24 protein-coding genes are annotated in these 23,451 nt (G+C 73.1%); 14 read left to right on the top strand and 10 right to left on the bottom strand.

From position 1 onward, the window contains the following. Complete coding sequence (serB, locus tag EV190_RS03315; RefSeq protein WP_133739878.1) at nucleotides 1–1,230, top strand: phosphoserine phosphatase SerB; 1,230 nt, start codon at nucleotides 1–3, stop codon at nucleotides 1,228–1,230. A 2-nt stretch (nucleotides 1,231–1,232) separates the two neighbouring features. Here serB and EV190_RS03320 read toward each other — a convergent pair whose 3' ends face one another. From EV190_RS03320 to EV190_RS03340, 5 genes are all read right to left on the bottom strand, one after another. Next, nucleotides 1,233–1,709, bottom strand: a complete 477-nt coding sequence (locus EV190_RS03320; protein ID WP_133739879.1) for a SixA phosphatase family protein — start codon at nucleotides 1,707–1,709, stop codon at nucleotides 1,233–1,235. A gap of 224 nt (nucleotides 1,710–1,933) precedes the next feature. Continuing rightward, complete coding sequence (locus tag EV190_RS03325) at nucleotides 1,934–4,297, bottom strand: sodium-translocating pyrophosphatase (RefSeq protein ID WP_133739880.1); 2,364 nt, start codon at nucleotides 4,295–4,297, stop codon at nucleotides 1,934–1,936. Nucleotides 4,298–4,985: 688 nt separating this feature from the next. Then, nucleotides 4,986–5,465: a DUF309 domain-containing protein gene (locus tag EV190_RS03330; protein WP_243742302.1), complete on the bottom strand. Its 480-nt coding sequence runs from the start codon at nucleotides 5,463–5,465 to the stop codon at nucleotides 4,986–4,988. Beyond that, a complete protein-coding gene (locus tag EV190_RS03335; RefSeq protein ID WP_133739882.1) occupies nucleotides 5,458–6,375 on the bottom strand; it encodes an alpha/beta fold hydrolase in 918 nt (305 codons plus the stop codon). The genes EV190_RS03330 and EV190_RS03335 overlap by 8 nt, the downstream gene beginning before the upstream one ends. A 22-nt stretch (nucleotides 6,376–6,397) precedes the next feature. Further along, nucleotides 6,398–6,832 (bottom strand): phage holin family protein, encoded by a 435-nt coding sequence (locus EV190_RS03340; protein ID WP_243742303.1) that lies wholly within the window; start codon nucleotides 6,830–6,832, stop codon nucleotides 6,398–6,400. 140 nt (nucleotides 6,833–6,972) lie between these two features. Between EV190_RS03340 and EV190_RS03345 the strand changes: the two genes are divergently transcribed. The 10 genes from EV190_RS03345 (at nucleotide 6,973) to EV190_RS03390 (ending at nucleotide 14,617) form a co-directional block, all read left to right on the top strand. Next, nucleotides 6,973–7,773 (top strand): oxidoreductase, encoded by an 801-nt coding sequence (locus EV190_RS03345; RefSeq protein WP_133739884.1) that lies wholly within the window; start codon nucleotides 6,973–6,975, stop codon nucleotides 7,771–7,773. A 921-nt stretch (nucleotides 7,774–8,694) separates the two neighbouring features. Beyond that, nucleotides 8,695–9,783 carry a septum site-determining protein Ssd gene (gene ssd / locus EV190_RS03350; RefSeq protein WP_133739885.1) on the top strand — a complete coding sequence of 363 codons (1,089 nt, stop codon included), beginning with the start codon at nucleotides 8,695–8,697 and terminating at the stop codon, nucleotides 9,781–9,783. Next, nucleotides 9,780–10,979, top strand: coding sequence for a TadA family conjugal transfer-associated ATPase (locus EV190_RS03355; protein ID WP_133739886.1), 1,200 nt, complete (start codon nucleotides 9,780–9,782; stop codon nucleotides 10,977–10,979). The genes ssd and EV190_RS03355 overlap by 4 nt, the downstream gene beginning before the upstream one ends. Beyond that, nucleotides 10,976–11,740, top strand: coding sequence for a type II secretion system F family protein (locus EV190_RS03360; RefSeq protein WP_341770510.1), 765 nt, complete (start codon nucleotides 10,976–10,978; stop codon nucleotides 11,738–11,740). Before EV190_RS03355 ends, EV190_RS03360 begins: the two co-directional genes overlap by 4 nt. A 276-nt stretch (nucleotides 11,741–12,016) precedes the next feature. Beyond that, nucleotides 12,017–12,763 (top strand): type II secretion system F family protein, encoded by a 747-nt coding sequence (locus tag EV190_RS03365; RefSeq protein WP_133739887.1) that lies wholly within the window; start codon nucleotides 12,017–12,019, stop codon nucleotides 12,761–12,763. A 184-nt stretch (nucleotides 12,764–12,947) separates the two neighbouring features. Further along, nucleotides 12,948–13,148: a DUF4244 domain-containing protein gene (locus EV190_RS03370; protein ID WP_279536602.1), complete on the top strand. Its 201-nt coding sequence runs from the start codon at nucleotides 12,948–12,950 to the stop codon at nucleotides 13,146–13,148. Next, entirely contained in the window at nucleotides 13,141–13,521 is a 381-nt protein-coding gene (locus tag EV190_RS03375) for a TadE family type IV pilus minor pilin (RefSeq protein WP_133739888.1), read from the top strand. Before EV190_RS03370 ends, EV190_RS03375 begins: the two co-directional genes overlap by 8 nt. Before the next feature lie 10 nt (nucleotides 13,522–13,531). Continuing rightward, nucleotides 13,532–13,720 (top strand): hypothetical protein, encoded by a 189-nt coding sequence (locus tag EV190_RS03380; protein WP_133739889.1) that lies wholly within the window; start codon nucleotides 13,532–13,534, stop codon nucleotides 13,718–13,720. Nucleotide 13,721: 1 nt separating this feature from the next. Beyond that, a complete protein-coding gene (locus tag EV190_RS03385; RefSeq protein WP_133739890.1) occupies nucleotides 13,722–14,240 on the top strand; it encodes an Rv3654c family TadE-like protein in 519 nt (172 codons plus the stop codon). Beyond that, on the top strand, nucleotides 14,240–14,617 hold the full coding sequence (locus EV190_RS03390) for a hypothetical protein (protein WP_133739891.1): 378 nt from the start codon (nucleotides 14,240–14,242) through the stop codon (nucleotides 14,615–14,617). The genes EV190_RS03385 and EV190_RS03390 overlap by 1 nt, the downstream gene beginning before the upstream one ends. A gap of 333 nt (nucleotides 14,618–14,950) precedes the next feature. Here EV190_RS03390 and EV190_RS03395 read toward each other — a convergent pair whose 3' ends face one another. Continuing rightward, nucleotides 14,951–17,236 (bottom strand): DEAD/DEAH box helicase, encoded by a 2,286-nt coding sequence (locus tag EV190_RS03395; protein ID WP_208112997.1) that lies wholly within the window; start codon nucleotides 17,234–17,236, stop codon nucleotides 14,951–14,953. A 217-nt stretch (nucleotides 17,237–17,453) separates the two neighbouring features. Here EV190_RS03395 and EV190_RS03400 point away from each other — a divergent pair, with 217 nt between their 5' ends. Both EV190_RS03400 and EV190_RS03405 read left to right on the top strand, forming a co-directional pair. Next, complete coding sequence (locus tag EV190_RS03400) at nucleotides 17,454–17,801, top strand: STAS domain-containing protein (protein ID WP_133739892.1); 348 nt, start codon at nucleotides 17,454–17,456, stop codon at nucleotides 17,799–17,801. A gap of 17 nt (nucleotides 17,802–17,818) precedes the next feature. After that, nucleotides 17,819–18,367 carry an ATP-binding protein gene (locus tag EV190_RS03405; RefSeq protein ID WP_133739893.1) on the top strand — a complete coding sequence of 183 codons (549 nt, stop codon included), beginning with the start codon at nucleotides 17,819–17,821 and terminating at the stop codon, nucleotides 18,365–18,367. 179 nt (nucleotides 18,368–18,546) lie between these two features. Here the strand turns inward: EV190_RS03405 and EV190_RS03410 are convergent, their stop codons facing one another. The 3 genes from EV190_RS03410 to nth are packed head-to-tail and all read right to left on the bottom strand — an operon-like array spanning nucleotide 18,547 to nucleotide 21,179. Beyond that, nucleotides 18,547–19,725 (bottom strand): MarP family serine protease, encoded by a 1,179-nt coding sequence (locus EV190_RS03410; RefSeq protein ID WP_133739894.1) that lies wholly within the window; start codon nucleotides 19,723–19,725, stop codon nucleotides 18,547–18,549. Between the two features lie 15 nt (nucleotides 19,726–19,740). After that, a complete protein-coding gene (locus EV190_RS03415) occupies nucleotides 19,741–20,376 on the bottom strand; it encodes an NUDIX hydrolase (RefSeq protein ID WP_133739895.1) in 636 nt (211 codons plus the stop codon). Nucleotides 20,377–20,405: 29 nt separating this feature from the next. Then, nucleotides 20,406–21,179: an endonuclease III gene (gene nth, locus EV190_RS03420; RefSeq protein ID WP_133739896.1), complete on the bottom strand. Its 774-nt coding sequence runs from the start codon at nucleotides 21,177–21,179 to the stop codon at nucleotides 20,406–20,408. Nucleotides 21,180–21,427: 248 nt separating this feature from the next. Here nth and EV190_RS03425 point away from each other — a divergent pair, with 248 nt between their 5' ends. Then, nucleotides 21,428–22,111: a Crp/Fnr family transcriptional regulator gene (locus EV190_RS03425; RefSeq protein WP_133739897.1), complete on the top strand. Its 684-nt coding sequence runs from the start codon at nucleotides 21,428–21,430 to the stop codon at nucleotides 22,109–22,111. 67 nt (nucleotides 22,112–22,178) lie between these two features. Here the strand turns inward: EV190_RS03425 and EV190_RS03430 are convergent, their stop codons facing one another. After that, on the bottom strand, nucleotides 22,179–23,438 hold the full coding sequence (locus tag EV190_RS03430; RefSeq protein WP_133739898.1) for an RNA polymerase sigma factor: 1,260 nt from the start codon (nucleotides 23,436–23,438) through the stop codon (nucleotides 22,179–22,181). Between the last annotated feature and the right edge of the window lie 13 nt (nucleotides 23,439–23,451).

A 23,451-nucleotide genomic window follows, 5' to 3' on the forward strand; every position in this document is an offset into this window, starting at 1 on the left:
ATGACTCTTGCGAATTCTGTGCCCAAAACGCTCCTGGTGACGGTGACCGGCCGCGATCGTCCCGGTGTGAGCGCCCGACTGCTGAGCACCCTGTCGGTCTTCCCGGTGATCCTCACCGACCTCGAGCAGGTGGTCATCGGCGGTCGCCTGGTCCTCGCCTCGCTCCTCGAGGTCGACGACCGGGCCGCGCCCGGTGTCAGCCGCGAGCGCATGTTCGGCGAGATCCGCAGCGCCGTCGAGAAGACCGTCGTCGACCTGGACATGGAGGTCGACTTCGCCGAGGGCGGCGAGCGCGTGGGCTCCAGCGGCGACGGCAGGCTCGACGTCACGATCCTGGCCGACCCGCTGCGTCCGTCGGCGCTCGGCGCGATCGCCTCGTGCGTGGCGCGCGCGGGGGCCAACATCGACCGGATCGAGCAGCTCGCCAACTACCCCGTGACCGCCGTCTCGCTGGCCGTGTCCGGGGCCGACACCGAGCGCCTGCGCGCGGACCTGGCGATGGAGGCGGTCACCCAGTCGATCGACGTGGCGGTGCAGGCCGCCGGTCTGCACCGGCGCTCCAAGCACCTGGTGGTCATGGACGTGGACTCCACCCTCATCCAGGGTGAGGTCATCGAGCTGCTGGCCGAGCACGCGGGCTGCGGCGACGAGGTCGCCCGGGTCACCGAGGAGGCCATGCGCGGTGAACTGGACTTCGAGGACTCGCTGCGCCGCCGTGTCGCCCTGCTGAAGGGGCTCGACGCCGACGTGCTGGACGACGTGCGCGAGAAGCTGGTGCTGACCCCGGGGGCCCGCACGCTGGTGCGCACCCTCAAGCGCCTGGGCTACGAGTGCGCGATCGTCAGCGGAGGGTTCACCCAGCTCACGGACACCCTGGTGGAGCGGCTCGGCATCAACTACTCGGCGGCGAACACCCTGGAGATCGTCGACGGCAAGCTCACCGGCGGGCTGACCGGTCCGATCATCGACCGCAAGGGCAAGGCGATCGCGCTGGAGCGGTTCGCGGCCGAGGCGGGAGTGCCGCTCAGCCAGACCGTCGCCATCGGCGACGGCGCGAACGACCTGGACATGCTCCAGGCCGCGGGGCTGGGTGTGGCCTTCAACGCCAAACCCGTCGTCCGCGCCAAGGCCGACACCTCGGTCAGCGTTCCCTACCTGGACACCATCGTCTTCCTGCTCGGCATCTCCCGCGAAGAGGTGGAGGCCGCCGACCGCGAGAGCGCCGACTGAGGTCAGGGCCGCTCCAGTATCCGCGCGGTCCCCGTTCCGGGGGCCGCGTAGAGCCAGTCGACGTCCAGATCGACCACCGCGACCGACGCCGGCGGGAAGTGCGGATACCCCCCGTCGCCGAACGCCGCCGCCAACTGCGCCATCGTCGGGTTGTGCCCGACCAGCAGCAGGGTGCGCACGGCCGGGTCGACCCGGCCGACGAGTTCGAGCGCGGTGTCCACCCCGGCCGAGTACAGCGACGCTGTGACGTCCGTCTCCGGTTCGGTCGGCAGCCCCTCGGCGACCAGCCGCCAGGTCTCGCGGGTTCGCCTGGCCGCCGAGCAGATGACGTGCTCGGGGACCAGCCCTTCGCGCGCCAGCAGCGCTCCCACCGCTCCGGCCTGGGCGCGCCCCGTGTCGGTGAGGTCCCGTTCGACGTCGGCCAGGCCCGGGGCGTTCTCGGCCTTGGCGTGCCGCATGACGATCAGCCGTCGGTTCATGGCGAGAGCACCGTCGCCACGACGGCCAGCAGGCCGATGAACGCCAGCATCACGCCGACGATGACGGCGAGTCCTTTCATACCGCTCATGCGCAGAGTCTGCCATGGGTCCGGCGCCGGCTCCGACGAGGTACCGGTTCCGGGGACGGGTGCGGACGCGCCGGGAAGCGGTCCGTACCGTTCCCCGGCGCGTCCGCTGACGGGTCGGCGCCCGTCAGCCGGGTGTCACTCCTTGGCCACGCTCTCGCCCCGCCGGGCCGTGCCGTTCACGCTCGGCTCGGGCTCCGTGCCCTCGCGGAGTCCGGGGTTGCCGCCCTCCGACACGGCGGCCGGGGACGGAGCCGGGCCGTCCGACCCGCGCCGCTTGGACCACAGGATGGCGCCGACGATGACGAGCACCGCGACGGCGCTGACCCCGATCCTCAGCACGGGGGCGTCCGCGTAGATGACGACGCTGGGCGCGATGATCAGGGCCACCAGGTTCATCACCTTGAGCAGCGGGTTGATGGCCGGACCGGCGGTGTCCTTGAACGGGTCGCCCACGGTGTCGCCGATGATGGTGGCCTCGTGCGCGGCCGACCCCTTTCCGCCGTGGTGGCCGTCCTCGACCAGCTTCTTGGCGTTGTCCCAGGCCCCGCCCGAGTTCGCCAGGAACACCGCCATGAGCGTGCCCGCGGCGATGGCACCGCCCAGGAACGCGCCCAGCGGGGCGTATCCGAGGGCGAAGCCGACCGCGATGGGGGTGAGCACCGCCAGCAGACCCGGGGTGATGAGTTCGCGCAGCGAGTCCCGGGTGCAGATGTCCACCACGCGGCCGTACTCCGGCTGCTCGGTGCCGTCCATGATCCCCGGCCTGGTGCGGAACTGCTCCCGGACCTCCTGCACGACGCGGCCCGCCGCGCGGCCCACGGCCATGATGGCCAGCCCGGAGAACAGGAACACCACGGCCGCGCCGATGATCACGCCGACCAGGACGTCGGGCCGGTCGATGGAGAGGCTGAAGGCCTCCGCGCCGAGTTCCGCCTCCACCGCGGTGCGGAACGCGCCGAACAGCGCGGTCGCGGCGAGCACCGCGGTCGCGATCGCGATGCCCTTGGTAATCGCCTTGGTGGTGTTGCCGACGGCGTCCAGGCTGGTCAGAACGTCGGCTCCGGTGCCTTCCACGTCCCCGGACATCTCCGCGATGCCCTGGGCGTTGTCCGCGACCGGGCCGAAGGTGTCCATGGCCACGATCACGCCCACCGTTGTGAGCAGTCCCGTTCCGGCCAGCGCCACGGCGAACAGGCTGATGGTGATGTTGCCCGCGCCGAGCAGGAAGGCGGCGTAGACCGCGCCCGCGATGAGCAGGGCGGAGTAGACGGCCGACTCGAGTCCGACCGAGATCCCGGACAGGACCACGGTGGCCGCGCCCGTCTCCGAGCTCTCCCCGATCTCGCGGACCGGACGGCGGGTCGTCTCGGTGAAGTAGCCGGTGAGCAGCTGGATCGCCGCGGCCAGCACGAGGCCGATCAGCACCGCGCCGATCGCGATGTAACGGGGGTCTCCGTCCAGGGCCGCGATCTCCTCCGAGACCCCGTTCAGTTCCGCGAAGCTGCCCGGGAGGTAGAAGAGGGCGGTGCCCACCACGAGCACGGCGGAGATGACCGCCGAGATGAAGAAGCCCCGGTTGATGGCCGCCATGGCGTTCTTGTCGCGGGCGCGGGGGGCGACCACGAAGATGCCGATGACCGCGGTGATGACGCCGATCATCGGGACCAGGAGGGGGAACACCAGCCCCCCGACCCCGAACGCGACACGGCCCAGGATGAGCGAGGCCACCAGGACCACCGCGTAGGACTCGAACAGGTCGGCCGCCATTCCGGCGCAGTCGCCGACGTTGTCGCCCACGTTGTCCGCGATGGTCGCGGCGTTGCGGGGATCGTCCTCGGGGATTCCCTGCTCGACCTTGCCCACCAGGTCCGCGCCGACGTCGGCGGCCTTGGTGAAGATGCCGCCGCCGACGCGCATGAACATCGCCAGCAGCGCCGCGCCGAAACCGAAGCCCTCAAGGACCAGCGGCGCGGAGCCCTGGTACGCCAGGACCACGACCGCGGCGCCGAGCAGGCCCAGTCCGACGGTGAACATCCCGGCCACACCACCGGTGCGGAAGGCGATACGCATGGCCTTGTGCTCGGCGCCCGCCCGCGCGGCCGCCGCCACTCGCACGTTTCCGCGCACGGCGAGCCACATTCCGACGAAACCGGTCAGCGCGGAGAACGCCGCACCGACCGCGAAGAACAGCGAACGCCCATAGCGGACGGCGTCCGATTCGGCCGGCAGCAGCAGAAGCAGCAATGGAATCGCGACGACGAAGACGATCAGGGTGCGGAACTGGCGTTTCAGATAGGCCGCCGCTCCCTCTTGCACGGCCCTGGCGATGTTCTGCATTCGCTCGGTGCCCTGGTCCGCGGCGAGGACCTCACGCACCAGCGTCCCCGCGACGGCCAGCGCGAGCAGCGCCACCGCCAGGACCACGATGACAAGCGTGAAGTCCATGCCTTCCAGGACGAGCCCCGCGCCGCTCTCGGCGGCTAGGTTAAGCCCGGTCAATCCGTCCTCCTCCAGACGGGCAGGGCCCCGCGAGCGCGCGCCGCCGCCCGGAACGGGGCCGGGCGGATCGCCCGAAGGCACATCTGGCGGGGTCTTGCCGGTGCCACCACAGATCAGGAAAAGCTCATCGTTACCGTTGTGTCAACAATCACGATGTGCCGGGAGTCTACGCATCGCTACCCCGAAAAGTGAGGGTCCAAAGAAGCTTTTCGCGGAAGTCCTTGGATATGTGATCTTCCGGTGACCCACAAAAAGCCGCAATCCGCCGCACAGTTGGATTGTTTTTTCTTTTCCCCAAAAACAGTAATTTATGCCAATAATAAGGATAAAAGGTTCATAAGTTTCAGAAACCGACGTCCGCCCGGCCGGCGCGGGGGTGGAAGGGTTTCGTTGACGGTCTTGGGCTTTCTGCCCGTTTCGGGGCCGGGAAGGGCGGAAAGCCCATGATCATTCCGGGTGGGGGCGGAACCGCCCTCGAATGTCCGGTGATCTGCTGTTTCCCCCGAAATCAAGGTTCTCGGGGAAAACAGCAAGATCACCAACGGAAACCACGCGAAACGGACACCGTGGGCACGGTCTCGACCCGTACCCGCCGTCGCCGCCCGCCGTGACCCCGCGATCCGCGTGACAGGAGGCCGAAAGGCCACCAAAGCACCGGCACGCGAACCACCCCCGCGCCGAAGGTTCCCTAGTCGCGGGTGAGGCGAAGCCCGGCCGGGTCGACCCGGTCGCCGTGACCCGCCTCGACCTCCCCGGCCACCGCCCGCCCGTACGCGGCCACCCCGAGGGCGTCCACCCCGTGCGGGGCGGCCCCGCCGTACTCGGCGACCCGGTCCGCGCCCCGGCGCAGCAGCCTGGCCGCGCCCTCGGCATTCCCCCGCTGCGCGTGCGTCAGGCCCACCGCCACCTGCGCCAACCCGCGCCACAGCTCCCGCTCGGACTCCACGGCCGACTTCCACACGGCTTCGAGCACCTCGTGGGCGTGGAAGGCGTACCCCTCGCCCAGCAGCCGCTGCGCCTCGGCCAGCCCCTCGTCGGGCGTGAACACCGCGTCGTCGGGGACCCGGGGGACCCCGGGCGAGCCGTACGGCAGCGGCCGCCCGTAACGGTCCCGGGGGCGCTGGTTCTGGGCCTGTCCGCCCACGTTGCGGTCCCGGTCACTACGCATCAGAATCCACTCCATCGTTGTCGAGCCACTCCATGAGCAGGGCGTTGACCTGCTCGGGCCGTTCCTGGTGCGGGAAGTGCCCCGCCCCCGGCACCAGCCGCCACCGGTAGGGCGCCGCCACGTACCGCTCCGAGCCGCGCGCCGCGGCGGGCAGCACGAGAGGGTCCAGCGCCCCGTGCACGTACAGCGTCGGAACAGTGCAGGGCCGCCGCATCCGGCGCAGGTAGCGGTACCCGTCCGGACGGAACCGGGAGCGGAACAGCCAGCGGTGGTACTCGAGCGAGCAGTGCGCCACCATGGGGATCCGGAAGGCGTCCCGGCAGCGCCGCTCGGTCTCGGCGTCCGGCCAACCAGGCCCCGACCAGCCGCGCAGCATCCGGGCGACCGGTTCGGCGTCGTCGGCCACGAGGCGGCGTTCGGGCACCATCGGCACCTGGTGGCCGAGCAGGTGGCGCGCCGCCCAGCCCTGGCGCCCCTCCAGCATCGCCTCGCGCATCCGCAGCGGGTGCGGCATCGACAGCACCGCCAGGCGGCGGACCGCCCCGGGGAAGCAGGCGCTCATCGTCCACGCGGCCAGGCCGCCGATCCCGTGCCCGACCACGACCGCGTCGACCTCGCCCAGGGCCCGGACCAGGCCGGCCGCGTCGGACGCCGCCGTCAGGAGGTCGTACCCGCGCGGCGTCTTGTCGCTCGCGCCGTATCCGCGCAGGTCCACCGCCACCGCGCGGTAGCCCGCCGCGGCCAGCGCGGGGATCTGGTGCCGCCAGGCCCACCAGAACTGGGGGAAGCCGTGCAGGAGCAGCACCAGCGGTCCCTCACCGGCCTCGGCCACGTGGAACCGGGTCCCGCCCGCGCTGACCGTCCGGTGCGTCCACGGGCCGTCGACCAGGGCGACCGATTCGTCGGACATCGCGGTCGGCCCCGTCGGTACTTCAGAGTTCGGCGGCGTGCTCGCGACGCAGCACGGCCTTGGTCCTGGCGAGGGACTCCCTGGTGCGGGGCATGCGCTGGATCGCCTTGTACGAGCGGATCCCGAAGAAGCCGAGGACGACGGCGACGAGCGTGTAGAAGCCGGTGACGATCAGGAAGGCCGCCCATTCGGGAAGCCCTCCCGCGACCAGGCCGAAGGCGATGGTCACGGAGGCCAGAATGAGGATCAGGTGCGCGATCAGGGCGGCGACCACGAGCAGACCGGTCCCCTTGGCGACCCGCCGGACATCCGCGGCGAGTTCCACCTGGGCGAGCTCGATCTGCAGGCTCACCAACTGGGAGAGGTTGCCGGTCACCTCGGCGGTGAGATCCCCCAGCGAACGCTCGGTGGCGCCGAAGTCCACCGGTTCCCCGCCACCCGTCTTGGTTTCGGACACCGAGGCGGCTCCCTTCATTCGGACACACGTCCTTGGCATCCTTGCACAGATCCCTCCGGCCGCTCCTCACGCCTCCCGGAAGAACCGCGTGTCCCGCCCGGCCGTCCACCCGTTCACCCCCGCGACGTAGGGTTCGTAGCGTGAGTGCTGCGTCAGCCGATCCCCTGCTGCGGATCGCGGAACTTCCCGGAGTCGCCGAGGCCGTCCAGGAGACGCGCGACCTCGTCGACCTACTTATCGGCCAGAGGGTGCTGCGCCGCCGCGGCAGCGACGTCTCCATGGAGGCGGCGCTGCGCGGTGCGCGCGCCTCCGCGGTGCTCGAGGGCGCCGACGCCGCACTGGAGCGGGTGCGCGCCGGAGAGAGCGAGGACCCCCGGGTCAAGGGCGCGCTGCGCGTCTCCGGCGAACTGGGTGTCCTGGTGGAGACCTGGTCCAGGGCCCCACGCCAGGCACTGGCCCGGCTGCACATGCTGGCCGCGGCCGACGCGGTGCCCGCCGAGGCCCTGGGACGCCCCCGGGCGGACGGCGAGGACGCGACGGACCCGCTCGGCGTCGGCGCGCCGCCGAGCGCCGCCGAGGTCGCGGCCCGCCTGGACGCGCTCGGCTCCCTGCTGACCGCGCGGACCACCGCTCCCGCGCTGGTGACCAGCGCGATCGTGCACGGCGAACTCCTGGCGCTGCGCCCCTTCGGCTGGGGCGACGGCATCGTGGCACGGGCCGCGGAGCGGTTGACCCTGCTCGAACGCGGCCTCGACCCCAAGTCGCTGGTGCCCACCCAGCTCGGGCACGAGGAACTGCGCGCGGAGTACGTCGCCGCGCTGCGCGGCTACCGGGCGGGCACCCCCGAGGGGGTGGCCGGATGGGTCGTGCACTGCGCCCGCGCGGTCGCGGCGGGCGCCCGGGACTCCCTCGCCACGTGCGAGGCGCTCAGGCGCGCGTGAGCAGGACCGCCACGGGAGGCGCCGGAGGAATCACCGCCCGCGGATAAGCGAAACGGTACTCCGCGTCCCATTTCTCTCCGGAACCCCCGGTCACCGTTTCGGTCCGATGGATTCGTCACGGACGGACGGCGCCGGCGGATTCCGCGCGGGGCGGACAAAGACGAACGGCACCCCGCCCATCCCTGTACCGGGACGGGGCGGAGTGCCGCCGCGGACACGTCGGGCCAGGTTAGCAAGCGTGCAATATCTATAGTCTGACCAGGCAGAACCTGATCTAGACGAGCCTCTCGCGGCTTGATGACGCGTGGGTTCCCGGCTGCCGTGCCTGGTGGGTTCCACCCACCAACTACTTCCTTTGTACGCCTAGTCACACGACTTGAAAAGAGTCTCAGAGGGTCATTTTCGAACAAGGCCGCAAACCAGCGTGATAACGTTGCGTATAAGTTTTATTACTTGAGGGCAGGCGCGTCGAGCGCGTGTCTCACAAAGTTCCTCCCATCTTCCATCCAGGTGCGCGGCGGTACTCGCGTCCGCGCCGACCGGGACGGGTCCGCGCCGGTCGACCGCGCACCGCGACGGCCCGTCAGCGGGCGGCCTTCGGCTCCCGCGATCGACCTCACTGGATAACGGAACCGGCTCTACCCCCCCGGAGCCGGGCCGTAGGACGGCCCCCGCTCTCCCCCCGGCGGGGGCCGTCACCTCTTCCCCTCCGGTCACCGGATCCCTCCCCGGAGAGGGCCCCGCTCCCGTCTCCGGCGCCGCAGGCGACCGCGGCCGCGGGACCGGCGGAAGGCACAGGTACAGGCACCGGCACCGGGAGCCTCTGCGGGACGCGTTGTCCACAGGCCGGAGATCCGGCTTTCCCCGGCCTACGGGACCAGGCGAACGTGGAGACACCACTCCATCGCCCCGGAGGCCCCGATGACCGAGACCGATCCCGCACACCCGCTGGTCGTCACCGACGACGCGGACCTCCTCGACGACCTCCTGCGCCTGGCGGCCGCGGCGAACGTCGAGGTGACCGTGGTCCACGCGGCCGCGCGCAGCGGCCGCTACTGGGCCTCCGCCCCGCTGGTGGTCGTGGGTGCCGACCTCGTCCACGCGCTGGCCCGGCTCGAACCGGCGGACAACCCGAACGTGGTGGTCACGAGCCGGGGCCCGGCCCGTCCGGACCACTCGCTCTACGCCGACGCGCTGCGCGTCGGAGCGCGCGACGTCCTGCCGCTCCCCGACGCCGAGGCCCGCCTGGCCGACCTGCTCGCGGAGTCCGCCGAGCGCGCCCCCGGGCACGCGCCCCTCGTCGCGGTGATCGGCGGACGCGGCGGTGCCGGGGCCAGCCTGCTCGCCGTGTCGCTGGCCCTGGCCGGGCGGCGTGCCCGGCTGCGCACCGCGCTGCTCGACGCGGACCCGCTCGGCGGCGGGCTCGACCTCCTGCTCGGCGCGGAGCACGCCCCCGGGTCCCACTGGGAGGAGTTCAGCGGGCGCCGGGGCCGGATGATCTGGTCCGCGCTGCGCGACGCCCTGCCCTCGGCGCACGGGATCTCCCTCATGACCTGGACCGCCCGCCGACCGAGCTCGCCCGTCCCGCCGACGGCGATGCGCGCGGTGCTCACCTCCGCCACCCGGGGCGCCGAACTGGTGGTCGCGGACCTGCCCCGGTCGCTGGACCCCTCCGCCGAGGAGGTGCTGCGGCGCTCCACCGTCACCCTCCTGGTGCTGCCCGCCGACGTGCACTCGGTGGTGGCCGCGGAACGGATCATCCCGCTCCTGCGAGACCTCGTCCCGGACCTGCGCCTCGTCGTGCGGGGAGCCTCCCCCGCCACGCTGTCGGTCGAGGCCGTCACCGAGTCCCTCGGCCTTCCCATCGCGGGCGAACTCACCGACGAGCCCGGCCTCGCCAGGCTCCTGGACCGCGGCGACACCCCCGCCCGGGACCCGCGCTCCCCGCTGGCGGCCTTCGGCGACTCCTTCGTCGCCGGACTCCGCGCCGACCTCGCCCTCTCCGCGTGAACGGGGAGCAGCCGGTCCCCGGCGCCGCGGGCGGACCCCTGCTCGAGGCGGTCCGGGCCCGCCTCGTACGCGAGGAGTCCGAACCGACGCCCGCCAGGGTGGCCGCCGCCGTGCGGGCCGAGGGCGGGATGCTGGGCGACGCCGAGGTCCTGGCGATCGCCCGGACCCTCCGCGCGGAGCTCACGGGGGCCGGCCCCCTCGAGCCCCTGCTGGCCGCCCCCTCCGTCACCGACATCCTGGTCAACGGGCCCCAGGACGTCTGGATCGACGACGGCGACGGACTCCGCCGGGTCGAGGGGGTCCGGTTCCCCGACGAGGAGGCGGTCCGCCGCCTGGCCCAGCGGCTGGCCGCACAGGCCGGGCGGCGGCTCGACGCGGCGGTCCCCTGGACCGACGCGCGCCTCCCCTCGGGAGCGCGGTTCCACGCGGTGCTGGACCCGATATCCCCGGACGGCACCCGCCTGTCCCTCCGGCTGCCCCGGCACCGGGTCTTCTCCCTCGCCGAACTGGTCGACTCCGGCGCGCTGCCGCCTTTCGGCGCGCTACTGCTGCACGCCCTGGTCGAGTCCCGGTCCGCCTTCCTGATCTGCGGTGGGACCGGGACCGGGAAGACCACCCTGCTGTCGGCGCTGCTCTCCCTGGTCGGCCCCCGGGAGCGGCTGCTGCTCGTGGAGGACTCCGCCGAACTCCGGCCCGAGCACCCGCACGTGGTCCGTTTGCAGTCGCGGCCGCCCAACATCGAGGGCAGCGGCGGCGTGGACCTGCACCAACTGGTCCGCCAGGCGCTGCGGATGCGCCCCGACCGGCTCATCGTGGGGGAGGTCCGCGGGGCCGAGGTCGTCGACCTGCTGAACGCCCTCAACACCGGCCACGAGGGCGGGGGCGGCACCGTCCACGCCAACACCGCCGCCGACGTCCCCGCCAGGATCGAGGCGCTGGGATGCGCGGCCGGCCTGAGCCGCGAGGCCGTGCACAGCCAACTCGCCGCGACCCGCGCCCTGATCGTGCACCTGGTGCGCGACCGCGGCGGCGGGCCGCGCCGGGTCGCGCAGCTGTGCGTACTGCGCCGCGGGGCCGACGGCCTGGTCCGGGCGGTTCCCGCGGTCACCTTCCCCCGCAACGGCGACCTCGTACGCGACGAGGCCTTCGACGAACTCCACGACCGGCTCGCGCCGCTCCCCGGGGAGAAGGCGTGATCTCCGCTCCCGGGTGGCTGGCGCCACTCGCCCCGTACGGCGGGGCGCTGCTGCTGATCGGCTGCGTCGGCTGCGTCGCGGTCTGGTCGCTGCCCTCGGCCGCCGAACTCCGGCTGCGCCTGCTCACGCCACGGCCCGCGGGCGGAACCGTCCACAGCCTGTGGACGACGATCGGCCGGGCCACCGCGCGGAGGCCCGGCCGGCTCCGCGCCCGCCGGCTCCGCGCCTGCGTCGAGCTGTGCCGCGCCCTGGCCGCCGAACTCCGGGGCGGCGGCGCCCCCGCCACCGCCCTCGGAGCCGCCGCCCGTGAAACCGACCCCCTGCTGGCGTCGGAGCTCTCGGGAGCGGTGGCGCTCGCCGGGGCCGGGCACGACCCGGTTCCCGCGCTGCTCGCGGCGGCCGAGCGCCCAGGAGCCGCGGGTCTGGCCCACCTCGCCGCGTGCTGGCGGGTCGCCGCCTCGTCCGGGAACGGCCTCGCGACGGCGGTGGAACGGCTCGCCGAGGGCCTCACCCAGGAGGAGGCGCTCCGACAGGAACTCTCCGCCCAGCTCGCCGGGCCGCGCGCCACCGCCCTGCTGCTCGCGGTGCTCCCGCTGCTGGGGCTGGTGATGGCCGGCGCGCTCGGCGGCTCCCCGTTGTCCTTCCTCCTGACCACCGCGCCGGGTCTGGCCTGCCTGACCGCCGGGGGCGCGTTGAACGCCCTGGGACTGTGGTGGACGCGTCGGATGGTGAACAGGGTACTGGCAGCGGTACGAGCGTGACCGGGAAAGGGACCGACGGAAAACACGTCTCCCCCGGGGAGACAACCCGTGCCCCCGAGGCCGGATCCGGACGGCCGGCGTCCCGACCACGGGGATTGACCGCGATCGTCCGTTTTCGCGGTCGTCCCGGATGGGAACAGCGGGCACCGCCCCTCCCACACCCGTTTTTCCGGGAAGGAGTCCCGAGTGGCACCCCCGGGAGACCCCGATCCCCGGGTACGGCACCGCCTCCCCGCCCTGTCCCTGTCCCGACCCCCGGAAAGGCGGACTCCCCGGATGGACCTGTTCGAGGCCGCGCTCGTCGGCATGGCCGCGCTGGCCGGTGCCCTGCTCGCCGGGGACGGGCGGTCCGTCGCCGAGCACCGGCTCGCCGCTCTCTCGCCGAAGCCCCGGCGGCCGTCCCGCCGCCAGCCCCGCCGGGTCCCCGTCGGGCTCCGCGTCCTCGTCGCGTGCGCACCGCTGGGCACGGCCTGCCTGCTCCTGGGAGCGCCGATCGGCCTTCCGGCGGGGCTGGCGGCGGGCGCGCTGGTGTGGTGGCGGCTCGGCCGCGGCGATCCCGCGGCCGCGCGCGGACGCGCCGCCGAGAGCGCGATGGCGCTCCCGCTGGCGGTGGACCTGCTGGTGGCCGGACTCCGCTCGGGATCCGACCCGATCGGGGTGGTGGCCGCGGTCGCGCGGGCGGTGGGCGGGCCGCTGGGGACCGAACTGGGCGAGGTCGCCCATCGGCTCCGCCTCGGCGCGGACCCCGCCGAGGCATGGCGGGAGCTGCGCGGACCCGCCGAACTGGTGACGCTGGGCAAGGCCATCGCGCGCGCGAGCCGCACCGGCGCGCCCCTGGCGGACGTCCTGGAACTGCACGCCGCCGACTGCCGCCGCGCCGCACGGGTCAGGGCGCTGGCGCTCTCCCAGCGGGTCGGCGTGGCCGTGGCGGCCCCGCTGGGCCTGTGCTTCCTCCCGGCCTTCGCCCTCATCGGAGTCGTCCCGCTGGCGGCCGGGCTCGTCTCGGACCTGGTCCTGTCCTGACCCCGGGGCTGCTCCACCCGGGGAAACCCCGAATCCGCAACTCTCTCCTCACCGCCTGTGGACAGAGACGAGCGGTTGTCCACAGAAAAAGAACCCGGCTTTCCGCGCCCGCCTCCCCGGCGCACCCTGGTTTCAGGCCGGTCGTTCGGAACGACCACCCGGGCCCGTCCCAAGGAGGTTCCCCTTGTCCGTCCCCACCGTCCCGCTGTCCCGCCTCCTGCCCGCCACCCGCGACCGCGACCTCGGGATGGCGACGGCCGAGTACGCCCTGGCCACGGTCTCGGCGTGCGCGTTCGCGGCCGTGCTGTACCTCATCCTCACCAGCTCCGAGATCAGGGACCTCCTCACCCGGATGGTCGTCGACGCGCTCCAGGCGGGTGGGTGAGTTGCCCGGCACCCGCCCCCGCACCCGCCCCCGTCGCGACCGCGGAACGGTCACCGCGGAGATCGCCGTGGCCCTGCCCTGCCTGGTCGTCGTCCTGGCCGTCGCGCTCGCCTGCGTCCAGGCCGCCACCACGCAGCTCGAATGCGTGGACGCCGCCCGGATCGGGGCACGCGCGCTCGCCCGGGGCCAGGACCCCTCGGCGGTCAGGTCGCTGGTCTCCCGGGTCGGACCGCGCGACGCCGTGGTCGAGCTCTCCCTCTCCTCCGGTTTCGCCCACGTGTCGGTCACCGCGCCGGTCCGGATCCTCTCGGGGGCGTCTCCGCCGTTCCGCGTCGGCGGCACGGCCTCGATCCCGACCGAACCCGACAGCTGAGGAGCCCCCGTTGCGACACCGCCGCTTCTTCCCGTTCGACGACCCCGGCTACCGGCGCCCGCTCCGCGAGGTCGTCTACCGGGGAGTGCGCATCCGCGCCCGCCCCTACTACATCGTCCTGCGCTGGTGCGTGCGCCGTCCGTTCCACCGGTTGCGCACGTGGGCCGACGCCCGCCGGGGCCTCGACGGCGGCCGGTGAGATGCGCGTCCACCCGGCGGGATCTCCCTGGGGCTCGGACCGCGAACGCGGCTCCGGGACCATCTGGGTGCTCACCCTGTGCACCCTGGTCTGGTTCAGCACGATCGCCGTCATCCTGGTCGTGAGCGTGCGGACCGACCGGCACCGCGCGGCCACCGCCGCCGATCTGGCGGCGCTGGCCGGAGCCCGGGAAGCGGCGGAGGGCCGCCGGCATGCCTGCGGACTCGCCCGGCACACCGCCTCGGCGAACGGGGCGCGGCTGACCCACTGCACGCTTTCCGGGCTCACTCTGGACGTCGGCGTCGACGTACCGGCGCGGTTGTGGCCCGGCCGCGTGTCGGCCCGCGCCCGCGCCGGCCCTCTCGGAGCCGCCTCCGCCCCCGAGCCGCCGCTCCCCGACCAGGCGGCCGCCCATTCCCCGCCCGCCGCTCCGGGGCATCCTCCCCCGGGGCGGTGGGCCACCGCCGACGGAGCGGCCCCGAAGCGCCTCCCCGAACCCCACGACGGATTGGAAGCGTGATGCCCCCTCCCACCCGGTCGCCCGGACTCGCGGCCGCCGCCGTTGCCGCGGTCGTCGTCTGCTGCTGCTCCCTCACCGCGACCGGGGAGGGAACGGCTCTCCCCGGTGCCTCCTCCGCAGTGGCCTCCGTCCCCTCCCCCGGGGAGAGCGGCACCGGAACGGCCCCGGCCGCTCGGGCACTGCTCGAACCCGCCGCCGAGACACGGTACGGCGGCCTGCCGCCGCCCGCTCCCGGCTCCTCCGCCGGCCGGGTCGCCGGGGCCGTCGCCACCTGGGTGCTCGTGGCGGCCGCGGCACTGACGCTGGCGATGCGCCTGAGCGTCGGCTGGCCCCGCTTCCCACCGAGGTACCGAGGCCGCCGCCGGACCCGCCCGTGACCCAACCACCCCCGGAGTCGCATCCGATGCCGTCATCAGGCCGTTTCACCTACTGCCCCTGCTGCCTGTGGGCCCGCCCGGTGCCCCGCAGCGGACACTCCGCCGCCCCCCGGGCCGTCCGGCGGCGCGGTCCGCGTCCGCTCCGGGGGCCTCTGGCCCCGCGCCGGGACCACCACCCCGCTCCCCCCGAACCGCCCGCCGAGGACCGGCCCGAATGACCCGCCGGACACACCCCGGGGCGTCCCGCGATGCCCCGGCTACCGCACGGCGCGGGGAGGGGTCCTGATGCCGCCGCCCCGGGGGCACCGGTTCCCCGGCGCCCCGCGCGCCGGTTCAGGACGGGGCCAGCAGCGCGTCCAGGAGGCGCAGGGCGCCGGGTTTGCTGAGCGGGTCGTTCCCGTTCCCGCACTTGGGCGACTGGATGCACGACGGGCAGCCGTCCGGGCACTCGCAGGTGGCGATGGCCTCGCGGGTGGCGCGCAGCCAGGCGCGGGCGGCCGCGTAGCCGCGTTCGGCGAAGCCCGCGCCGCCCTCGTGGCCGTCGTAGACGAAGACGGTGAGCAGACCGGTGTCGGGGTGCAGCGCGGTCGAGACGCCGCCGATGTCCCAGCGGTCGCAGGTGGCGAACAGCGGCAGCAGGCCGATCGCGGCGTGCTCGGCCGCGTGGGCGGCCCCGCGCGGCTCCACCCCCTCGGCCCGGAGTCGCTCCTCCGCGTCCCGGCCGACCGTCCACCACACCGCGCGCGAGTGCAGCACCCGCTCCGGCAGGTCCAACGGCTGCTCCCCCAGCACCGAGCCGGTGCGCAGGTCCCGTTTGAGGTAGGCCACCACCTCGCGGGCCACCCGCACCTCGCCGAAGCTCACCGTCGCCCCGCCCCACGCCTCCTCGCGCAGGGTCCTGCGGATCTCGATCTCGGTGACCTCGCGCGCCCACGTGCTGTGGTCGGGGTTCTCCCCCCGCACCAGGGCGACGCCGGCCTCCAGGTCGAGTTCGTCCACCACGTAGGTCAGCCCCTGGTGGAGGTAGACCGCCCCGGTGTGCACGGTCGAGTGCGCCGCCGCCTCGTCGATGGTGCCCAGCAGCAGGCCGCTGCCGTCCTCCACGATCTGCACCGGCGGCCCGCCCGAGCCCCTGATGTCCGCCAGGTCCGGGGCGCGGTCCCGCCGCGTCCAGAACCAGCCCCGGGGCCTGCGCCGCAGCATCCTCCGGGCCACCAGGTCGGCCAGCACCTCCTCGGCCGCCGGACCGAAGACCGTCAGGTCCTCCGGCGTGAGGGAGAGTTCCGCGGCCGCCGCGCACAGGTGCGGGCCCAGGACGTACGGGTTGTCCGGGTCCAGCACGGTCGCCTCGACGGGTCGGCCGAAGATCGCCTCCGGGTGGTGCGCGAGATAGGTGTCCAGCGGGTCGTCCCGCGCGATGAAGACCGCGAGCGCGTCCTGTCCACCGCGTCCCGCCCGTCCCGCCTGCTGCCACAGCGACGCCCGGGTGCCCGGCCAGCCGGTCAGCAGGACCGCGTCCAGTCCGGTGACGTCCACCCCCAGCTCCAGCGCGTTGGTACTGGCCAGGCCCAGCAGTTCGCCCGAGCGCAGGGCCCCTTCCAGTTCCCTGCGCTCCGCGGCCAGGTAGCCGCCCCGGTAGGCCGCGATCCGGTGCGCCAGGTCGCGCTTCCCGGCGTCGGCCAGTGCCCGCTGCGCCGACATCGCCACCAGCTCCGCGCCCTGGCGCGAGCGCACGAACGCCAGCGTGCGCACCCCCTCGCCCGCGAGGGCGGCCAGCAGGTCCGCGGCCTCGGCCGTCGCGGTGCGTCGCACCGGCGCCCCGTTCTCGCCCTTCGACCCGGTCAGTTCCGGCTCGACCAGGGCGAAGTCCAGCGCCGCGCGGGGCGAGGCGTCCTCGGCGACCGCCGCCACGGGCAGCCCGACCAGCCGCTCGGCGGTCTCGGCGGGCGCGGCCGAGGTGGCCGAGGCCAGGATGAACACCGGTTCGGACCGGTACCGGGCGCACACCCGGCGCAGGCGCCGCAGGATCTGCGCCACGTGCGAGCCGAAGACCCCCCGGTAGTGGTGCGCCTCGTCGACCACCACGTACCGCAGTCGCCGCAGGAACCCCGACCACGCGGCGTGCCGTGTCAGGATCCCGCGGTGCAGCATGTCGGGGTTGGTCAGCACGTAGTTGGCGTGCGCCCGCACCCAGGCCCGCTCCTCGGGGACGGTGTCACCGTCGTAGGCGGCGGCCCGCATCCCGGGCAGGGCCAGTTCCGCCAGCGACCGCCGCTGGTCGGCCGCCAGGGCCTTGGTGGGTGAGAGGTAGAGCACCGTTCCGCCCTCGGCGACCGCGTGTGCGCACGGCAGCAGGAACGCGACCGATTTTCCGGAGGCGGTGCCAGTGGCTATGATCACATTCTCGCCACCGTAGGCCAGGTTCGCCGAGCGGACCTGGTGTGACCAGGGAGCCGGTACCCCTGTCTCGACCAGTCGCTCCACCACCGCAGGCGCCGTCCAGTCCGGCCAGTCTTCCCTTACCCCGGGACTACTCGCCAGACGTTCCACATGTGTCACCTGCGAAGGGCGGGTATGTTCACGCCACAACCGTTGGAGGATCGGTTCCCAGCGGTTCAACCCGGCACCCTCCTGTTGGGTCGCGCGCCTTCACTCGGGACGGCAGCTGATGTTTGACGGTTTCAGTGTGACATCCGGGGTAAGACTCGCGCGGTGGCGTGGTTTTCTTGTGCGTAGCAAGCAGATGGCAAGGCCAGGCGTGGTTGAATGCCGCCCTGTGGGGTAACGCCCGGCAGAGATCCCTCGCGAGTTTTCGCGGTTCGGCGCTGGAGGACTAGTGGATTTGAAGCTTGATCACTACACCGAGGACGACACCGAGATCGTCGTCGTCGAAGGTGAAATCGACGTCTATACGGCGCCTCGGCTGCGTGAGCTCCTGATCGACCTGGTGAACAAGGGCAACTTCCACCTCGTCGTGAACATGGAGAAGGTGGAGTTCCTCGACTCGACCGGTCTCGGCGTGCTCGTCGGCGGCCTCAAGCGGGTGCGGGCGCACGACGGCACCCTCGACCTGGTGTGCACCCAGGAGCGGATCCTGAAGATCTTCCGCATCACCGGTCTCACCAAAGTCTTCGGCATTTACGAGTCGGTGCGGGAAGCCATCGACAAGCGTAAGTCGAAGTAGTCACGTAAGCACAAGCGATGGCAATCGTTCAGCTCACGATCAGTGCGCTGCCCGCACACGTACGCACCGCCCGCCTCATGGCCACGGCCGTGGCCAGGCGCGCGGGCATCAACGAGTCCACCCTTGACGAGGTCCGTCTGGCGGTGGGCGAGGCGTGCTCGCGCGCGGTGGAGGCGCACCGGGCGCACTGCCCGGAGCAGCCGATCCAGTTGGAGCTCATCGACAGCGCCGGCCCCGGTGGTCCGAGCGGTCCGGTGGCGCCCGACCGGATCAACGGCAACCGGTCGGGCCGGTTCGAGGTGGTCGTCTCCGACCGGGCTCCCGCCAAGGAGCCCGACGAGGGGTCCCCGCTCAACGGCTTCGACAGCGACGCACACGCCTACATCGGCGAGCACACGCCTCCGGGCGGGGTGACCGGGCTCTCACCCGATGTCGGCCTGGCCGTCATCCTGGGCCTGGCCGACGAGGTGAGCATCGAGCCCAACGAGGTCGGCACGGTGGTCCGCATGAGCTGGCCGCTGCACAAGGGCGGGGTCGAACCCACCGGCGCGCACGGCATCGGCTGACACGGCACACGCACCCGCGGGCGCCTCCCCACGACCGGGGAGGCGCCCGATCGTCCGTTGCGTGAGGGTTCCGTTGACGGTCTTGGGCTTTCCGCCCTTCCCGGCCCCGAAACGGGCGGAAAGCCCAAGACCGTCAACGGAACCACCGGCGCGCGAACCATCCCCGCGCCGGAGACTCCCTAGTCACACTCCTGTGTCGAGACCGGGGTGGTGGCGTCGGCGCCCGTCCGCGCGTTGGCCTGGACCTCCTCGGCGGTCAGCACGTACCCGGTCTCGTCCTCGTTGGTGGCGGCGGCGAAGACCACACCGTAGACGGTGCCCTGGGGGGAGAGCAGCGGCCCGCCGGAGTTGCCGGGCCGCACGACCGCGCGCACCTGGTAGATCTGGCGGCTCACCTGCTGGGAGTGGTAGAAGTCGGGCCCCTGGGCGGTCTGCTCGGCGCGGACGCGGGCCGGGACGACCGTGAACCCGTTGTTGCGCGGGAAGCCCGCGACCACGGCGTCGTCGCCCTTCTCGGCGTCCTGCTCGAACTCCAGCGGCGCGAGGTCCAGCCCCGGCACCTCGAGCACCGCCAGGTCCTGCTGCGGGTCGTACAGGACCACGGTGGCGGCCAGCTGCTCGCCCGTCCTGGTGAGGATCCTCAGCTCCTCCTCGACGCCCGCCACGACGTGCGCGTTGGTCATGACGCGCTCGTGCGCGTAGACGAACCCGGTTCCCTCCACCCTGCGCTGGCAGGACGGCGCGGTCCCCAGCACCTTGACCACGCTCTGGCCCGCCACGCGCAGCTCCTCGGTGCTGAGCGCGCTCGGATCGGGCTCGGCGACCTCGGCCGGCTCGCTGGAGCCCAGGCCGCTGAACACCTGCGGGAAGGCGCTCTGGTCGACGACCTTGCGGAAGGTGGAGAACCACGTCTGCGCGGAGTCGGGCATGACGGCGTCCACCGCGTGCAGGATCCGCGAGTTCTGCACCTGACCGGCGACCATCGGGATCGCCGAGTTGGCGACCGCGCTGCCGATCAGCCAGGTGACGAGCAGGACCGACAGCCCGCTCACCACCGCGCCGCCCATGGCGTCCACGATCCGCGCCGAGTTCCAGGTGACCCTGTTGCGGATCAGCGCTCCGAGGTAGGAGGCGAGGAACTGGCCCACCGCGGCGGCCAGGAACACCACCGCTATGGCCAGCAGCGCCTGCTGGGTGGGGTCCTCCACCAGCGCCTGGATCACCGACGGCGTGCCGAGCGCGGCGAGCACCCCGCCGCCGATGAAACCCGCGAAGCTCAGGATTCCGACGATGAAGCCCTGTCGGTAGCCGGAGATCGCGAAGACCACGACGAGCACGACGAGGATCGCGTCCAGCACGACTCTCCCATCCTCCTAAGGTGCGCCAACGCCGCCGCGACCGGTGCGCGCGATCACGTCGACCACCTCACCCGCCCCGCTCGGCCACGGCCGTTCCCAACCACCCAATACAAGCAGTTGGTTCAGTATCCCCGCCGTAAAGCCCCAGACCAGCATGTCCCGGACCCGGAACGCGGGGGCCGTGCCGCCGTCCGGGTGGCGGGTCCTCAGCCGGTTGGCCGGGTCCACGAGTTCGGCGACGGGCACGCGGGCGACCGAGGCGACCTCCCCGGTGTCCACGGCGCGCACCTCCGAGGGGGTGTGCCACCAGCCCATGACGGGGGTGACCCGGAAACCGGTGTTGGGGATGTAGAGCTCCGGCAGCGTCCTGAGCACCTGGACGCCGTCGCGGACCACACCGGTCTCCTCCTCGGCCTCGCGCAGGGCGCAGTCCACGGGCCCCGCGTCGGCCGGGTCGATCGCGCCGCCGGGGAAGGCGGGCTGGCCCGAGTGTCGCCGCAGCCCGGTGTTGCGCTGGATGAGCAGGACGTCGGGGCCCAGTTCGGTCTCGCCGAACAGCACCAGGACGGCCGAGGCGCGTCCGCCGCTCGCCGGCGGCCGCATCACGGCGGGCACCGGCATGCGCCGCGCCGCGTCCGCGAGGGACGTCATCCACCCGGGTGTCCGCGTATCGGGCCGCGTCACGAGAACGGCCCCGTCCGCACGAGGCCGCGCGCCGTCGCCTCGTCCACGGGCCCCTCGCCGAACGCGGGGCACAGGCGGGCGATCTCGCACGCCCCGCAGGCGGGGCGCCGCGCGTGGCACACCCTGCGGCCGTGCCAGATGAGCCGGTGCGACAGCATCGTCCACTCCTTCGGGGGGAAGAGCCCGGCGATCTCGTGCTCGACCTTGACCGGGTCGGTCTCCCGGGTCATCCCGAACCGGCGGACCAGGCGCCCGAAGTGGGTGTCCACGGTGAGTCCCGGGACGTCGAACGCGTTGCCCAGCACCACGTTGGCGGTCTTGCGTCCGACCCCGGGCAGCGTTACCAGGTCGGCCAGCCGTCCGGGCACCTCGCCGCCGTACTCGTCGCACAGCCGCCGCCCCAGGCCGATGATGCTGTTCGCCTTGGCGCGGTAGAAACCGGTGGAGTGGATGATCCCCTCCAGCTCCTCCCGGTCCGCGCCGGCGTAGTCGGCGGCGGACCGGTAGCGCGCGAACAGCGCGGGGGTCACCTTGTTGACCCGCTTGTCGGTGCACTGGGCGGACAGGATCGTGGCGACCAGGAGTTCCAGGGGGTCGGTGAAATCAAGCTCACAGTGCGCGTCGGGATAGAGCCGGGCCAGCTCCCGGTTGACGCGTCGGGAACGTCTCACCAGTGCGAGACGCGTCTCACCCGTCGGGGTGTCGCGCCCGGCCGGGGCGACGCCGCTGGTCGCTGTCGCGGAAGAGGAGGTGGGTACGTCACGGGGCACGGGTACCAGAGTACGGACCCCGCCCCTCCCCGGACGCGACTCGGGTCCGATCGGCCGAACCCCGCCCTGATTCCGTTCACGGGAGTGGGGATGGCGGCCACGCGCCTTGGAACAATTAGGATCATGGTGCTGACGTCGGCTGTGACGGGCTGGTCGTCCCCCAAATGACAGGCCAGGATAACAAGCTGGTTTCACAGCTGGTGCGATATGCGTCACACTGTTGACGGTCAGGCTGCGAGGAGGAAGTGGTGGACGAGACCAACGAGGTGCTGAGCAGAGCCCCTCTGTTCGAGGCACTCGACGAGGACGGCGCTGCGGCGCTGCGCGCCTCGATCACCGAGGTGCGACTCGGCCGGGGCCAGACGCTCTTCTCCGAGGGCGAGGAGGGTGATCGCCTCTACGTGATTCTCAGCGGGAAGGTCAAGCTCACCCGCACCGCCGTCGACGGGCGCGAGAACCTGCTGAGCGTGCTCGGGCCCGGAGAGATGTTCGGCGAGCTGTCCCTGTTCGACCCCGGCCCGCGTACGGCCAGCGCCGTCGCGGTCACCGACACCGTGCTCGCCGGGCTGGGCCACGACGACCTGCGCCCGTTCATCGCGCAGCAGCCGGAGGTCGCCGTACACCTGCTGAAGTCGCTGGCGACCCGGCTGCGCCGCACCAACGACGTCATGGCCGACCTCGTCTTCACCGACGTTCCCGGCCGCGTCGCCAAGGCGCTGCTCGACCTCGCCGAGCGGTTCGGCAAGGAGGGCGAGGACGGCCTGCACGTCCACCACGACCTCACCCAGGAGGAGCTCGCCCAGCTCGTGGGCGCCTCCCGGGAGACCGTCAACAAGGCGCTGGCGGAGTTCGCGCTGCGCGGGTGGCTCCGGATCGAGGCCAAGGCCGTGGTCCTGCTCGACATCGAGCGGATGCGGCGCCGGGCGCGCTGACCCCGCGTTCGACCGGGCCCGGCCGTGACGGCCGGGCCCGTCGCCGTGCCCGCGCCCTCCGGGGGCGTCAGCGCGCGCACGCGGCGGCGCGCTCCGAGAGCAGCGCGCGCTCGCGTTCGTTGCGCGTGAGCGACGCCGCGCGCTCGAACTCCTCCCGCGCCTCGTCGAGGCGGCCGAGCCTGGCCAGGAGGTCGCCGCGCACACTCGGCAGGAGGTGGTAGCTCTTGAGCGACGGCTCCGGGAGCAGGGCGTCGACGATGTCCAGGCCCTCGGCCGGACCGAACGCCATCGAAACCGCCACCGCGCGGTTCAGCTCCACGACGGGCGACGGCGCGCGCCTCGCGAACTCCCCGTAGAGCGCCGCGATCCGCGCCCAGTCCGTCTCCTCCGGGGTGCGCGCCCGCGCGTGGCAGGCGGCGATCCCGGCCTGCATCGTGTACGGGCCGGGCTCACCGCCCAGCGCCTCGGCGCGTCCGAGCGCCGCGAGGCCGCGCCGGATGAGCAGCCGGTCCCAGCGGCCGCGGTCCTGGTCCAGCAGCAGGACGGGTTCTCCCGACGGGCCGACGCGCGCGGCGGTCCGCGACGCCTGGATCTCCATCAGCCCGACCAGGCCGTGCGCCTCGGGCTCCCCGGGCATGAGCCCGGCCAGGACGCGGCCGAGCCGCAGCGCGTCCTCGCAGAGGCCCGGCCGGATCCAGTCGTCGCCGGCGGTCGCCGAGTAGCCCTCGTTGAACACCAGGTAGATGACCTCGAGTACGGACGACAGCCGGTCGGCGAGTTCGGCGCGCGGCGGCAACTCGAAGGGGACGCGCGCCTTGGCCAGGGTCCGCTTGGCCCGGACGATCCGCTGCGCGACGGTCGGTTCGGGGACCAGGAACGCGCGCGCGATCTCACCGGTCGTCAGACCGCCGAGCAGGCGCAGCGTCAACGCGACGCGCGCCTCGGTGGACAGGACCGGGTGGCAGGTGATGAACACCAGGCGCAGGAGGTCGTCCTGGACGTCCTCGAGGACCGCGTCGAACTCCGGTTCCGCCTCCTGGCGCCCGGTCTCCAGCTCGTGCCCGAGCACCTCCAGCTTGCGCGCGAACCGCTCCTCCCGGCGCAGCCGGTCGATCGCGCGGCGCTTCGCGGTGGCCATGAGCCAGGCGCCCGGATTGTTCGGGACCCCCTCCCCGGGCCACTGCTCCAGCGCGGCGACCAGGGCGTCCTGGGCGAGTTCCTCGGCGATGCCGACGTCGCGCACGACCCGGGTCAGGCCCGCGATGAGTCTCGCCGACTCGATCCGCCAGACCGCGTCGATGGCGCCGTTCGTCTCAGAAGCCGTCACAGTCGCCCATCAG

This window comes from Actinorugispora endophytica, from assembly GCF_004363075.1.
In the GTDB taxonomy this organism is placed as follows: Bacteria; Actinomycetota; Actinomycetes; order Streptosporangiales; family Streptosporangiaceae; genus Actinorugispora; species Actinorugispora endophytica.

Excerpts from the sequence above, each read along its gene's own strand:
- serB (WP_133739878.1), top strand. The coding sequence starts at position 1 with ATGACTCTTGCGAATTCTGTGCCCAAAACGCTCCTGGTGACGGTGACC.
- EV190_RS03320 (WP_133739879.1), bottom strand. The coding sequence starts at position 1,709 with ATGAACCGACGGCTGATCGTCATGCGGCACGCCAAGGCCGAGAACGCC.
- EV190_RS03330 (WP_243742302.1), bottom strand. The coding sequence starts at position 5,465 with ATGCGTAGTGACCGGGACCGCAACGTGGGCGGACAGGCCCAGAACCAG.
- EV190_RS03335 (WP_133739882.1), bottom strand. The coding sequence starts at position 6,375 with ATGTCCGACGAATCGGTCGCCCTGGTCGACGGCCCGTGGACGCACCGG.
- ssd (WP_133739885.1), top strand. The coding sequence starts at position 8,695 with ATGACCGAGACCGATCCCGCACACCCGCTGGTCGTCACCGACGACGCG.
- EV190_RS03365 (WP_133739887.1), top strand. The coding sequence starts at position 12,017 with ATGGACCTGTTCGAGGCCGCGCTCGTCGGCATGGCCGCGCTGGCCGGT.
- EV190_RS03385 (WP_133739890.1), top strand. The coding sequence starts at position 13,722 with ATGCGCGTCCACCCGGCGGGATCTCCCTGGGGCTCGGACCGCGAACGC.
- EV190_RS03390 (WP_133739891.1), top strand. The coding sequence starts at position 14,240 with ATGCCCCCTCCCACCCGGTCGCCCGGACTCGCGGCCGCCGCCGTTGCC.
- EV190_RS03405 (WP_133739893.1), top strand. The coding sequence starts at position 17,819 with ATGGCAATCGTTCAGCTCACGATCAGTGCGCTGCCCGCACACGTACGC.
- EV190_RS03415 (WP_133739895.1), bottom strand. The coding sequence starts at position 20,376 with ATGACGTCCCTCGCGGACGCGGCGCGGCGCATGCCGGTGCCCGCCGTG.